The organism is Rhizobacter sp. LjRoot28 (genome assembly GCF_964253025.1).
Classification (GTDB): Bacteria; Pseudomonadota; Gammaproteobacteria; order Burkholderiales; family Burkholderiaceae_C; genus Rhizobacter.
Genome location: NZ_CAXUQC020000001.1, coordinates 1,056,830 through 1,070,348, shown reverse-complemented (window position 1 = coordinate 1,070,348; position 13,519 = coordinate 1,056,830). Strand labels below are relative to the sequence as shown.

Sequence of the window (13,519 nt, the reverse complement as noted above, 5' to 3'; positions counted from 1 at the left end):
ACGCTCCCTGGCGGTTTACTTCAGTGCCTTGAAACGCAGGCGCTTGGGCTTCGCACCTTCCTCGCCCAGACGGCGGCGCTTGTCCGCCTCGTATTCCTGGTAGTTGCCATCGAAGAAGACCCACTTGGAGTCGCCCTCGGCGGCCAGGATGTGCGTGGCGATGCGGTCGAGGAACCACCGATCGTGGCTGATCACGAGCAGCGAGCCGGCGAACTCCAGAAGCGCATCTTCCAGCGCGCGCAGGGTTTCGACGTCCAGGTCGTTGGACGGTTCGTCAAGCAGCAGCACGTTGCCACCCGCGATCAGCGTCTTGGCCAGGTGCAAACGGCCGCGCTCACCACCGGACAGGTTGCCGACGAGCTTCTGCTGGTCGTTGCCCTTGAAGTTGAAGCGGCCGAGGTAGGCGCGCGAAGGCATCACGAACTTGCCGACGGTGAGGTTGTCGAGGCCGCCGGAGACGTCCTGCCAGACGGTCTTGTCGCCCTCGAGCGCCTCGCGGCTCTGCTCGACGAACGCCATCTTGACCGTCGGCCCGATCTTCACGGTGCCGCTGTCCGGCGCTTCCTTGCCGGCGATCATGCGGAAGAGCGTGGACTTGCCCGCGCCGTTCGGGCCGATGATGCCGACGATGGCACCGGCGGGGATCTTGAAGCTCAGGTCGTCGATGAGGACGCGGTCGCCGAAGCTCTTGCTGACGTTCTCGAACTCGATGACTTCATGGCCCAGGCGGTCGGCCACGGGAATGAAGATTTCCTGGGTCTCGTTGCGCTTCTGGTATTCGAAGTCGCTCAGTTCCTCGAATCGGGCGATACGCGCCTTGCTCTTGGCCTGGCGACCCTTCGGGTTCTGGCGCACCCACTCCAGTTCCTTCTTCATCGCCTTGGTGCGGGCATCCTCGGTCTTCTGTTCCTGCTCGAGGCGGGCTTCCTTCTGCTCCAGCCAGGTGCTGTAGTTGCCCTTGTACGGAATGCCGGACCCGCGGTCGAGTTCGAGGATCCACTCGGCCGCGTTGTCGAGGAAGTAGCGATCGTGGGTGATGGCCACCACCGTGCCGGGGAAGCGCGCAAGGTACTGCTCGAGCCAGTCGACGGATTCGGCGTCCAGGTGGTTGGTGGGTTCGTCGAGCAGCAGCATGTCCGGCTTGGACAGCAGCATGCGGCAGAGTGCCACGCGACGCTTCTCACCACCCGACAGCTTGCCGACGACGGCATCCCACGGCGGCAGGCGCAGCGCGTCGGCGGCGATCTCGAGCTGCAGGTCGCTGTTTTCGCTGCCGGCCGCGGCAATCACGGCCTCCAGTTCGGCCTGCTCGGCGGCCAGCTTGTCGAAGTCGGCGTTCTCGTCGGCATATTCGGCGTACACCTCTTCCAGGCGCTTCTTCGCGGCGAGGGCGCCGCCGATGCCTTCCTCGACCGCCTGGCGCACCGTCTGGTCCGGGTTCATCACCGGTTCCTGGGGCAGGTACCCGATCTTCAGGTCGGGCATGGGCGTGGCTTCGCCTTCGATGTCCTTGTCGATGCCGGCCATGATCTTCAGCAAGGTGCTCTTGCCCGAGCCGTTCAGACCCAGCACGCCGATCTTGGCGCCAGGGAAGAAGCTCAGGGAGATGTTCTTGAGGATCTGACGCTTCGGCGGGACGATCTTGCCGACGCGGTTCATCGTGAAAACGTATTGCGCCATGGTTTACCGTGGAAAAGTGAGATGGACCCCGGACCTACGACCGTCCAGGGCGCCGGGCCGCAAGCGCCGCGCGTGGGGTCGAAATCAAAACCGGAAACCGCGCATTATCCCGGACATTTGCTTCGCCCTGAATGACGGCCTTGCGGGCACCGAGGCTTCGAGGGAGCCCGCCCGCGGCGCAGCCCGAGTGAACAGCGCCCGATACACCACGCATTCGAAGGGGTGGGCTTGTAGCGCTGCCCTGTAGAATCATCATCAGCGCAAACCCTTACGCTGTTCGGGCGTTTGCAACCTGTGGCCCGACCACCGCTCAATCCAGCTTCTGCCTGTCTCAGTACCTCTCACCGAGGTCCTCATTCACGCGGCAGGCGGAATTCTTGATGGACCTCCATGTCTTTTGCTTCTCTCGGCCTTGCCGAGCCTTTGCTTCGTGCCGTTGAAGAATACGGCTACACCACGCCCACCCCGATCCAGACCCAGGCCATCCCCGTCGTCCTGGCCGGGGGCGACCTGCTCGGCGGTGCCCAGACCGGCACCGGCAAGACCGCAGGCTTTACCCTTCCGACCCTGCACCGCCTGATGCAGAAGCCCGCCGTGCGCGACGCCCGCGGCCGCCTGCCGATCCGCGCCCTCATCCTCACCCCCACCCGCGAACTGGCGGCCCAGGTCGAGGAAAGCGTGCGCACCTATGGCAAGTACGCCAAGCTGACCTCCATGGTGATGTTCGGCGGCGTCGGCATGCAGCCCCAGATCGACAAGCTGCGCAAGGGCGTGGACATCCTCGTCGCCACCCCCGGCCGCCTGCTCGACCACCATCAGCAAGGCACGCTCGACCTGAGCCACGTCGAGATCTTCATCCTCGATGAAGCCGATCGCATGCTCGACATGGGCTTCATCCACGACATCAAGAAGGTCCTGGCCGTGCTGCCGGCGAAGAAGCAGAGCCTGCTCTTCTCGGCCACCTTCAGCGACGAGATCAAGGCCCTTGCCGATCGCCTGCTGAACAAGCCGGCGCTGGTCGAAGTGGCCCGCCGCAACACAACGGCCGAAACCATCGCGCAGAAGGTCCACCCCGTGGGCCGCGAGATGAAGAAGGACCTGCTCTGCCACCTCATCAAGTCGAACGACTGGCACCAGGTACTGGTCTTCACGCGCATGAAGCACGGTGCCAACCGCCTGGTCGAGCACCTGGAGAAGCAGGGCATCAGCGCCATGGCCATCCACGGCAACAAGAGCCAGAGCGCCCGCACCAAGGCGCTGGCCGAGTTCAAGACCGGGGAACTGCAGGTGCTGGTCGCCACCGACATCGCGGCCCGCGGCATCGACATCGACCAGCTGCCCCACGTCGTCAACTACGAGCTGCCCAACGTCCCTGAAGACTACGTGCACCGCATCGGCCGCACGGGCCGGGCAGGCGCGCAGGGCGAAGCGGTCTCGCTGGTCTGCGTGGACGAGAACGGCTTCCTGCGTGACATCGAGAAGCTCATCAAGCGCGAGATTCCGAAGGAAATCGTCCCGGGCTTCGAGCCCTCGCCCAACGAGAAGCCCGAGCCCATCGTGCTGGGCCGCATGGTGATCGGCGAAGGTGCCGGCCGCGGCGGTCGCGGCGGCCGTCCTGGCGGCGGCGGTGGCGGCGGTGGTGGTGGACGCGGCGGCAATGGTGGCCGCGGCGATGGCCGGCCTGCAGCTCCTCGCCATGCGCAGCCGGCCGGGCGCTCGGGCGGCGGGCGCTCGGAACCCCGCCGCGACGGTGGCAAGCCGGCGGCATCGCGGCCTGCAGGGTCCACCCCCAAGCGCTGAACCTCGGCGCCCGGTTCAGCCGCGGCGCTCGAACCCGCTTCATTCGTTGTCGCCGACGTAACCGCCGCCCCGCAAGGGTCGGCGGCCCTCGAGTCACACCCTGGTTCGCGGCCCCGCGCGCCGTGATGGTTGCGCGGTCAGGCCGTGGGTGGCATCGGGAGCGCCTTCTTCTTGGTGGGACTGTCCATGATCCTCGTGCCGGTGTGGTCAGAGGAAGCCGTGTCCGTTGTCGCCGGTTCTGACTGGCGAAACCGGCCAAGGGCGTAGTCCGCGCTGCAATCGGCGACGCCCATTCATCTGCAATTCGATCCCGCAGCCGGTCCAGGGCCGAAGTCAGCGGCGGTCCATCCCAACGCGGCCGCTTCGCTGCCTGGACATGCGCTCGGGGCTTCAGGATTGGCCTTACAGTGACGCGATGGCCACCGTCACGTCCCCGATTCCCGATTCCCGCCGCCCTCGCGCGGCCTGGATCGCCGGCAGCACCGGGCTGGTCGGCTCGGCCCTGCTCGCGCTGCTGCTGGAGCATCCTGCCTACCGGGTCGTTCACGCCCTGGTGCGCCGCCTGCCAGACCATCCCGTCACGCACGAGAAGCTCCGCTACCACCCCGTCGACTTCCTCCACCTGCCGGCGCTGCCATCGGCGGATGACGTCTACATCGCCCTCGGAACGACCATCCGGGACGCCGGCTCCCAGGCCGCCTTCCGCAGGGTCGATTTCGATGCGGTGCTCGCCACGGCGCGCGCCGCCCGCGAGGCCGGCGCGACCCGCCTCGCCGTCGTATCGGCGTTCGGGGCCGACGCACGGGCGGCCGTGTTCTACAACCGAGTGAAGGGAGAGATGGAGGACGCCGTGGCGGGGCTCGGGTTCTCGAGCGTCGTCATCGCCCAGCCCTCGTTCCTGCTGGGCGACCGCGAGGCGCTTGGGCAGTCGCCCCGGCCGGCCGAGGTGTGGAGCGAACGACTCCTCCGCCCGGTCCTGGGCCTTGTTCCCAAGGCCATCCGGCCCATTCCCGCGACGACGGTGGCCGCTGCGATGGTGAAGGCGTTGCTCGCCGCTCCCCAAGGCGTCAGCCGTCTGCGCTCGGCCGGGATGCAGGGCGGAGCACAGGCAGCCCGCTGATCAGACGGCAGCAGAAGCCGGGGCAAGGCTGGATCGTCCCAGTTTTTGCGCACGTCTGTGCGCGGGGGATTGATTTGCATCAAAGTGACCGATTCGCCCCGTTGACGCATGTATGCAGAACTTGGCCGCAGATGCTGCATTCCGCGACGAAGTCACACTTTGTAGCAGGCTCAGGTTGTACGACAAGTTCTTGCGCTCGATTGCGCTTCTGCTTGCGAAAATGCCGCCAGGCGGCTGGGCGCGAGCGACCCGTGGATTCGTGAACTTTGCACGAAGCACCCCCTTGACCAAGGGATAGGCAGCGCGGAAATAGCCAATTTACGTAGAAATTACCCAAAAAGCCTTGATTGTGTCCAGGTGAAACATTGTTCCGAGTCGCGCCTTGAAAACGTTGCCATAAAAACCACCCTCGCCACGGGGTTGTACGACCTCATCAACCCCTTGGCGAGACGTGAATCTGGATACGTTCGGTCACCGCACGACCGTCCTCCCCTGCCGATGATCCGCCCCCATCAACTACGGCTCAGGGAAAACACAAATGAGAGTCAGGCTTGGGTGGGGGGCGCTGGCACTGGCGCTTGCCTTGCAGGGATGCAATTCGGATGATGCCAACACGGGCAGCAGCGGTGCGGACGCGGGGACACGTTCCCCTGATCCGGCACCGACGCTGACCATTCCGCAGGATCCGCACGCGCAGGGGCCACAGGCCACCGCACTGGCGGCCGACACCGGAACCAACCCCGGGTGCTTCTCGGCCGTCATGCCACGCCGTCTGACGCGCACGCAGTACATCAACGCACTGACCGACTGGTCGGCCACCCTGGTGAACGACGCCGGCCTCGCGTCGCGCATCCGCACCTTGGTCGTCGAGACGGCGCAGTTCCCGCAGGACGCCTCCATCAACCCGGAGACGTCGCGCCACCAGGGCTACTACCGCCTGGACCCCACCGTCACCACGCGCCAGGTCGGTGGCATCAATGCCGTGGCCCAGGCGTTGGCGACCGACCTCGCCAGCAGCGACGCGCGGGCCGCCACGATGCTCGGCAACTGCACCGGCGATGCCTGCCTGACCGCCTTCATCCGCAAGGCCGGCCGCACCCTCTTCCGCCAGCCGCTGACCGATGCCGAAGTGGCGGTGTACCGCAAGGTCGCCAATGGCGCCACGGACCGTGCCGCCCTCGTCAAGGTGTTGGCTACCATGATCGCCTCGCCGCAGACCTACTTCGTGGTCGAGCGCGGCAACGGCAGTGGATCCGGCGCCTGCGTGCCGCTGTCCCCGCATGAACTCGCGACCCGCCTGTCGCTGCACCTCTGGGACACGATTCCCGACGCCACCTTGGCCGCCCGCGCCGACGACGGCTCCCTGATGCAGCCTGCGGAGTACCAGAAGCAGGTCAGCCGCCTCATGGCCGACCCTCGTGCCGACCAGGCCCTGCGCAGCTTCTTCAGGCAGTGGTTCCGCCTGGACGACCTGGTGGCCATGGACGGCCGCGTCGGGAATGCCAAGTTCGACGCCTTCGCCGCCGGCTACCGGCCGCTCGGCACCACCCGCGACGCCGCCATCGAGGAAGTGCTCGACATGGTCTCGTACGTGGCCGGCCGCAATGGCTCGCTGCAGCAAGTGCTGACCGATCGCCACGCGTTCGCGCGCACGGCCGACATCGCCACGCTCTACAAGACCTCGGTCTGGAACGGAACCGGCACGCCGCCCGTCTTCCCCGAAGCCGAGCGCGTGGGCCTGCTGACCCGCATCGCCATCGTTGCCAACGGCTCCTCCGACACGACGCTGCCCATCTCGCGCGGCGCCAAGATCCTCGGCGCACTCACCTGCCAGAACCTGCCGCCTCCCGCGATGAACCAGACCAACGGCAACGCCGACCTGTCCGGACTGCTCACCACCCGTGAGCGCACGCAGCGCATCACGGAGATGGAAAAGACCGCCTGCGTCGACTGCCACAAGACCGTTCTGAACCCGTGGGGCTTCGTCTTCGAGCGATTCGACGCATTGGGCCGCGTGCGCAACGCCGAAGTGATCCTGAGCGATGCAGGCGCTGCGCTGGGCCAGAAGCCCGTCGACACCGCCGTGGTGGCCAATCTCGACGGCATGGCCGGCCGCGCCATCTCCACCGCCGCACAAGCGCAGCAGTTCGTGCTGGACAGCGGTGCCTTCGAAGCCTGCTTCGCCCGCAACTACTTCCGCTACGCCTTTGGTCGCGCCGACGGCGCAGCCGACAAGTCGGTGATCGAGGAAGTCCGCGCGCAAGCCGTCAACGGCGCCAACCTGCGCAGCTTGTTCGCGTCCATCGTGACGCGCGACGAATTCAAGACGATCCAGAGGCCGCAATGAAACCCAAGTTTGATCCGGTCTCGCGCCGGCAATTCCTCGTCGGTGCCGGTGGCGCCGCCCTCGCTCTGCCCTTGCTGCCCTCGCTGCTGCCCCGCGCCGCCGAAGCGCAGACGCTTGCCGCCGCATCCGCCGAGCGCTACTTCGCCCACATGACGACCTGGCACGGCGTGCTGCAGGACCAGTTCTACGGCTCGCTGCTCAACCTGCCGGCGGCCGCGACCACGACACACGGCGGCATCGGCGTGCGCAGCGCTCCGCTGCCGACCACCGTCTCGAACGGCCGCGTGGTGCTGAGCGAGATCCTGCAGGCACCGCAGACCGCCCTCACCCCGCGCCTGCTCAGCATGATGAACGTCATCAACGGCATCGACATGCCGGGCGGCCAAGGGCACAACCGCGGCGGCACGCTCGGTGGCGACGCGGCCAACCCGACCATCGATCAGGTACTTGCCGCCTCGTCGAAGTTCTACCCCGGCGGCGCGCTGCAGCCGGCCATCGTGCGCAACCTCGTGTCGTTGTCGAAGACGTCCTCCGGCATCGTTCAGACGCAAGAGACGGCCGACAGCAACGTGAAGCTGTTCGACCGCCTGTTCAAGACCACCACCACGCCGAACACCACCCAGCCCGTGCTGGTGGACAGCGTCCGCGAGCACGCGGCGCTGGTGAAGGCCGACCCGCGCTGCTCGACCGACTGCCGCAATCGCCTGGACGAGTACCTCACGATGCTCTCCGAGGTGCAGGGCAAGGTGCAGCAAGGCGCCAACTCGAACTTCCCGCGGCCCACCGTGGACACGCGTGCCGTGGAGAACACGGCCGGTTTCTACGGACAACCCGAGAACCATGCGAAGTGCGAGCAGCTGTGGAACGACATCGTCGTGGCGGCCTTCACGGCCGGCATCTCGCGCGTGTACGTCTGCGGCCCCACGTCGTACACCTTCGGCCCGGACCCGGAACACGCCTGGCACAACAACTACGCTCACCAGATCGAATCGGATCCGGCGCGACGTGCCGGCTACAGCGCGGCCGTGCAGCTGCAGTTCGAGGGCGCGCAGCTCGACCTCGCTCGCAAGATGGATGCGGTGCGCACGGCCGACGGCAGCACGCTGCTCGACAAGGCGCTCATCGCAAGCGGCCACGAGCTGGGCTCGGGTGGCAGCCCGGGCAATCACCACAACCGGTGCATCCCCGTCGTGACCTTCGGCAGCGCCGGCGGTTTCTTCAAGACCGGGCAATCGCTGGACTACCGCGACATGAACTCCTTCCTGTGGTCGATCAGCCCGACCTCGCCGCGCTGGTACTCGGGTCTCACCTACAACCAGTGGATGGGCATGGTGCTGCGCGCCATGGGTCTCTCGCCCGCCGACTACTCGGCCAACAGCGGTGCCTACGGCTACCCGAGCGTCAAGGGCTCGAACAGCTACAGCGACGCGATCTGGGCGGCCGCGGCCGCGGACCTGCCATGGCTCAAGGCATGAAGACGATCACCCTGAAGCGGGCATTGTCCCGCATCGCCCTGCTGGCCATGACCGGCGCCGCGTCCTTCCCGGCCATCGCCCAGGACGCCGCGACCGGGGAAGCCCTGTACAAGAAGGTCTTCGTCAGCGGCGTCAAGAGCTGCGAGTCCTGCCATGGCACGCCCGACATCGACCCCGGACCCCTGTCCAAGGGTTCGGAGGCGCTGCGCATCAAGGGCGCAACCACTGCCGTCGCCCAGATGAAGGCCTTGAACGGTGCCATCACGGATGCGGAATACAACCACCTGGCCGCGTACCTCGGCAAGTGGTTCCAGAAGACGCCGACCTACATCGCCGTCTCGGCCGCTCCTTCGATCTCGGTGTCGGCCGCGTCCCTCAGCTTCGCCAGCCAGAAGGTCGGCACCAGCAGCTCTGCGCAAACCCTGACCGTCACCAACGCCGCCTCGGCCACGGGCCCGCTGGCGCTGAGCGCGATCGGCACGGGCGCCGGCTCGGACTTCACCGTCACGGGCGGCACCTGCAGCGTCGGCGCCGCCATTGCCATCGGAGCCAGTTGCACGGTCAGCGTCGCCTTCAAGCCCGCCGCCGTCGGCTCGCGCACCGGCACGCTCACGCTCGCCCACAACGCCCCAGGCGGGAAGACGGAAGTCGCGCTCAGCGGCCAGGCCATCGACACCGCACCGCTCGCTTCGCTCTCGCCGTCGGTGCTGAGCTTCGCGAGCGTCGTCGGGTCGGACTCTCAGGTGATGCGCGCCACGCTGAGCAACACCGGCAACGCACCGCTCGCCCTGTCGTCCGTCGCCGTCGCCGGCGCTCACGCCGGGGATTTCCGGCTCGCCAACTCCACCACCTGCGCCAGCGGCGCCTCGGTGGCGGGCGGCAGCAGCTGCGTGGTCGACGTGATCTTCAAGCCGACGACCACCGGTGCCCGTGCGGCCTCGGTGGCCATCGCGCACAACGCGGCTGGCGGTGCAGCGTCCGTGACCCTCAACGGCACGGGCTCGCTGACGCCGGAGCCGGGCATCGTCCTGGACGCGAACCAGGTGGACCTGGGCGCACAACCGGTCGCCGCGACCAGCGCCGCGCGCACCGTGACGCTCACCAACACGGGTGGCGCCGCCCTCACCCTGTCCTCACTCGCCCTCAGCGGCACGGACGCGGGTGACTTCGTGCGCGGCGGCACCTGTGCCACCGGCACGCCGGTGGCGTCGCGGGCCAGCTGCACCATCACCGTGGCGATCAACCCGGTCGTGCTCGGCGAGAAGAACGCAACACTCACCATCGCGAGCAATGCCCCGGGCGGCGCCATCACGGTTGCCCTCAAGGCCACCGCCGTTCGTTCACCTGCACCGCTCGTCGGACTTTCGACGCCGGCGCTCGGCTTCGGCACCGTGACCCTGGGTACCACCTCGGTCACCAGCCGGGTCGTGCTGACCAACGCCGGCACGGCGCCCCTGACCGTGACGTCGATCGCCAGCAGCTCGACCGAGTACCCGACGACGCACGACTGTCCGGCGTCGCTCGCCGTCGGCACCTCCTGCCTCATCTCGGTGTCGTTCAAGCCCGCGGCGGCCATCTCGACGGAAGCCGTGGTCGTCACGACCAACGCACTCAGCTCGCCCAACACCATCGTGCTGACCGGCGAAGGCACGAGCCAGTCGCTGTCCGTGCTGGCCTGGAAGGAAACGACGAGCGCGCTCAACTTCTCCGCCATCGTGGGTGAAGCCAGCGCCTCGCAAACCCTGACGCTCGTGAACAAGGGACCCGCTGCCGTGACGCTGACGACCCTCGGCATCGCCGGCGCATCGGCCTCGGCCTATGCGCTCGACGCCGGCAGCACCTGCAAGCTCGGCCAGGCCCTGGCCCTGAACGCCACTTGCACCGTGACGGTGAAGTTCAACCCGACCTCGGTCGGCACGCACATCGCCAGCCTGCAGGTCGCGAGCACGGGCACCCTGCCCGGCGACATCACCTTGAGCGGCAAGGCCTCCGACAAGCTGGCACCGAAGCTGTCCGCCAGCGCCAGCGTGCTCGACTTCAGCGCGCCGGTCGTGAGCCCCGGATCCACCTCGGCCGCCAAGGCGCTGACGGTCACGAACGCCGGCACCGCGCCCGCCTCGCTCACCGGACTGCAGATCACCGGCCCGTTCGCACTCCAGGGCGGCACCTCCGGGGCCTGCGCCAGCGGCGCATCGACCCTGGCGGCTGGCGCCTCCTGCAAGGTGAACGTGGTCTTCATGCCCACCATGGCGGGCAAGGCGACCGGCATGCTGACCGTCGGCAATGCGCTCACGCCGCTGATGGTCGAGCTGAAGGGCCAGTCGGTGGCCGCCTCGGCAGGCGTCCTCTCCGCCAACCCGGCCCAGCTGAGCTTCACCAACCCGCCTACCGCGATCGACCAGGTGTCCGCCGCCCAGGTGGTGACGATCAGCAACGGCGCCGTGGCACCGGTCACGATCGCCGGCACGGCGGTGAGCGGCCCGTTCACGATGTCGTCGTCGACCTGCGGGAGCAGCCTGGCCGTCAACGCCAGTTGCACCGTGTCGGTGACCTTCGCACCGAAGAGCGCCTCGGCCCTCACGGGTGAGCTGGCCGTCACCACCGGCGCCGGCCAGGTCCTCGAGGTGGCGCTCGTCGGGGCCACGCCCTCGACCGGCACGCCAGGCACGCCCGGCACGCCCACCCCCGGCGACAGCGCGGTGCTGTTGTCCGACATGGCCTCACTCGGCTTCGTCGGCGCCCTCGGCACGCCCTCCGCGAACGAAGTGGCCGTCATCCGCAATGCGGGCACCACGGCGCTGACGCTGAAGGACATCGGCACCACCGGCCCCTTCGAGGTGGCTCCTGGCGCGGCCAATGCCTGCCGCGTGGCGCAAAGCCTGGCCGCTGGCGCCTCCTGCGAAGTGGCGGTGGTGTTCCGCGCTCCGATGAGCAGTGGCGACAGCAGCGGCGTGCTCACCGTCACGGCCACGGCCAACGGCAGCAGCACCGTCGAGAAGCGCACCGTGATGCTCAACGGCCGATCGATGGCCACCAACGCTGGCGGCCGCAACGAGGAGTCGGGCGGTGGTGCCGCCGACCCGCTGTCGCTGGCCCTGCTCGGACTCGGGGCAGCGGCCCTTGCCGCCGGCCGCGTGCGCCGCAACCGCCGAACCCATTCGACCCATTGAACACGTCCAAGGACACGCCATGAAGTACGCATCCCTCCTCCTCGCCGCCCTCCTGTGCTGCGGCTCCGCCAGCGCCCTGGAGTCCGGTGAGCCGGCACCGGCGCTCGAAGTCGCCGGCGCCTCGGCTCCCGTCAGCCTCGCCCAGCTCAAGGGCAAGGTCGTCTACGTCGACTTCTGGGCCTCCTGGTGCGCGCCCTGCAAGCAGTCGTTCCCCTGGATGAACGAAATGCAGGCCAAGTACGGCCCGCGCGGTTTCCAGATCCTGGCCGTCAACGTCGATGCCCGTCGGGCCGACGCCGACAAGTTCCTGGCCGAGGTGCCGGCGAACTTCCTCGTCGGCTTCGATGCCAAGGGCGACAGCCCCAAGCGCTTCCAGATCAAGGGCATGCCGAGTTCGGTGCTCGTCGGACCGGACGGACAGGTGCTGCAGGTGCACACCGGCTTCCGTCCCGAGGAACGCAAGGCGCAGGAGGACGCGATCGTCGCGGCCCTGGCCAAGCTGAAGTGACCTGACGTCCAAGGAATTCCATGAAACCGCATCGCGTCCTCGCCGGCCTGTGTGCCGCAGCCGTGCTCTCGGGCTGCGGCAGCTTCAAGCCGCCCCAGCCCTGGGAGAAGGGCAACCTCGCCCGTCCCGACATGACCATGGGCGGCGACCCGCTGGAGCAGCGCTACCAGCAGCACATCTACACCAGCAAGGAAGCCGCGAGCGGCGGCTATGGCGTCGGCGGAGGTGGCTGTGGCTGCAACTGATCGCACCGGGGTGCGCCCCTACGGCAAGGTGGTGCTGGCCGCGCTGGCGCTGCATGGCGGGCTCGCGCCCGTCGAAGCGGTGGCCGAGACCGCGCCCGAGCACGGCGTCGTGTCGCTGCGCTACCTTCGCTACAAGGACCAGCAGGACGTGAAGGTGCGCTACCCGGGATACAACGGGTCCGAACCTTCGAAGTTCGAACGGGTGACGGCCAAGTCGCCGTCCATCCACGTGGTGGCCCCGGTGGGTTCCTGGACCATCGAGGCCTCCGGCGTGGTGGATGACGTCTCCGGCGCGACGCCCCGCTACTACAGCGATGTGTCCGGCGCGACGCCGGCGCCCGGCATGGAAGACAAGCGCACGGCCGGCGATGTGCGGATCTCCAAGCACTTCTCGCGCGGCGGCGTGAGCGTGGGCGTGAGCCACTCCTCCGAGGACGACTACCGGTCGACGGCCGTCTCGGTCGAAGGCCGCGTCGCCACGGCAGACAACAACACCACCTTCACGCTCGGGGTAGGTCACTCCGAGGACGAGATCAACCCGACCAACCAGGCCGTGGTGGGCGAGGCCAAGCGCACCAACGAACTCATCGTCGGCGTGACGCAAGCGCTCTCACCGAACGACCTCGTGCAGCTCAACGCCACCTACGCCGACGGTCAGGGCTACTACTCCGACCCGTACAAGCGCTTCGACCGCCGCCCGGACCGCCGCAAGCAGGCCGCGGCCCTGGTGCGCTGGAACCACTTCGTGAGCAAGGTCGATGCCACGGTGAAAGCGGGCTACCGCTACTACCAGGATTCGTTCGGCATCGCCGCGCACACCTTCGAGGCGTCGTGGGTGCAGCCGGTAGCCGGCTGGCTGTGGCTCACCCCGTCTGCGCGCTACTACACCCAGAGTGCCGCCGATTTCTACTACGACCCCGTGATGGACGACGCCGTCTATCCACGTCCCCTCGTGCCGCAAGCGCACAGCACGGCGGACCAGCGCATGTCCGGCTTCGGGGCCGTCACCGTCGGCCTGAAGGCGGAGATCCGCTGGGCCGACTGGACCACCGACCTGAAGTACGAACGCTACGAGCAGCGCAGCGACTGGCGCAGCTTCGGCAAGGGCTCGCCCAACATCGACAACTTCAGCGCCGACTCCATCCAGGTCGGCGTGAGCCGCAAGTTCTGAGAA

At 67.9% G+C, this 13,519-nt stretch carries 9 protein-coding genes; 8 read left to right on the top strand and 1 reads right to left on the bottom strand.

Translation table 11 applies throughout. The annotated features are described in order from the left end of the window. Positions 1-15 precede the first annotated feature (15 nt). Positions 16-1,680, bottom strand: coding sequence for an energy-dependent translational throttle protein EttA (gene ettA / locus ACSQ2F_RS05085; RefSeq protein ID WP_436020436.1), 1,665 nt, complete (start codon positions 1,678-1,680; stop codon positions 16-18). A gap of 390 nt (positions 1,681-2,070) precedes the next feature. Here ettA and ACSQ2F_RS05080 point away from each other — a divergent pair, with 390 nt between their 5' ends. The 8 genes from ACSQ2F_RS05080 to ACSQ2F_RS05045 all read left to right on the top strand — a co-directional run bounded on the left by ACSQ2F_RS05080 (position 2,071) and on the right by ACSQ2F_RS05045 (position 13,516). After that, positions 2,071-3,480, top strand: a complete 1,410-nt coding sequence (locus ACSQ2F_RS05080; protein ID WP_436020434.1) for a DEAD/DEAH box helicase — start codon at positions 2,071-2,073, stop codon at positions 3,478-3,480. 415 nt (positions 3,481-3,895) lie between these two features. Further along, positions 3,896-4,600 carry an NAD(P)H-binding protein gene (locus ACSQ2F_RS05075; RefSeq protein ID WP_436020432.1) on the top strand — a complete coding sequence of 235 codons (705 nt, stop codon included), beginning with the start codon at positions 3,896-3,898 and terminating at the stop codon, positions 4,598-4,600. 538 nt (positions 4,601-5,138) lie between these two features. Beyond that, the gene (locus ACSQ2F_RS05070; protein WP_436020430.1) at positions 5,139-6,947 is read left to right on the top strand and encodes a DUF1592 domain-containing protein; all 1,809 of its coding nucleotides are present in this window, start codon (positions 5,139-5,141) and stop codon (positions 6,945-6,947) included. Then, positions 6,944-8,422 (top strand): DUF1552 domain-containing protein, encoded by a 1,479-nt coding sequence (locus ACSQ2F_RS05065; RefSeq protein ID WP_436020428.1) that lies wholly within the window; start codon positions 6,944-6,946, stop codon positions 8,420-8,422. The genes ACSQ2F_RS05070 and ACSQ2F_RS05065 overlap by 4 nt, the downstream gene beginning before the upstream one ends. Beyond that, on the top strand, positions 8,419-11,592 hold the full coding sequence (locus ACSQ2F_RS05060; RefSeq protein ID WP_436020426.1) for a choice-of-anchor D domain-containing protein: 3,174 nt from the start codon (positions 8,419-8,421) through the stop codon (positions 11,590-11,592). Before ACSQ2F_RS05065 ends, ACSQ2F_RS05060 begins: the two co-directional genes overlap by 4 nt. Before the next feature lie 19 nt (positions 11,593-11,611). Then, positions 11,612-12,100, top strand: coding sequence for a TlpA family protein disulfide reductase (locus ACSQ2F_RS05055; protein WP_436020424.1), 489 nt, complete (start codon positions 11,612-11,614; stop codon positions 12,098-12,100). Between the two features lie 20 nt (positions 12,101-12,120). After that, positions 12,121-12,345: a DUF4266 domain-containing protein gene (locus ACSQ2F_RS05050; RefSeq protein ID WP_436020422.1), complete on the top strand. Its 225-nt coding sequence runs from the start codon at positions 12,121-12,123 to the stop codon at positions 12,343-12,345. Beyond that, entirely contained in the window at positions 12,332-13,516 is a 1,185-nt protein-coding gene (locus tag ACSQ2F_RS05045; RefSeq protein WP_436020418.1) for a DUF3570 domain-containing protein, read from the top strand. The genes ACSQ2F_RS05050 and ACSQ2F_RS05045 overlap by 14 nt, the downstream gene beginning before the upstream one ends. Positions 13,517-13,519 lie beyond the last annotated feature (3 nt).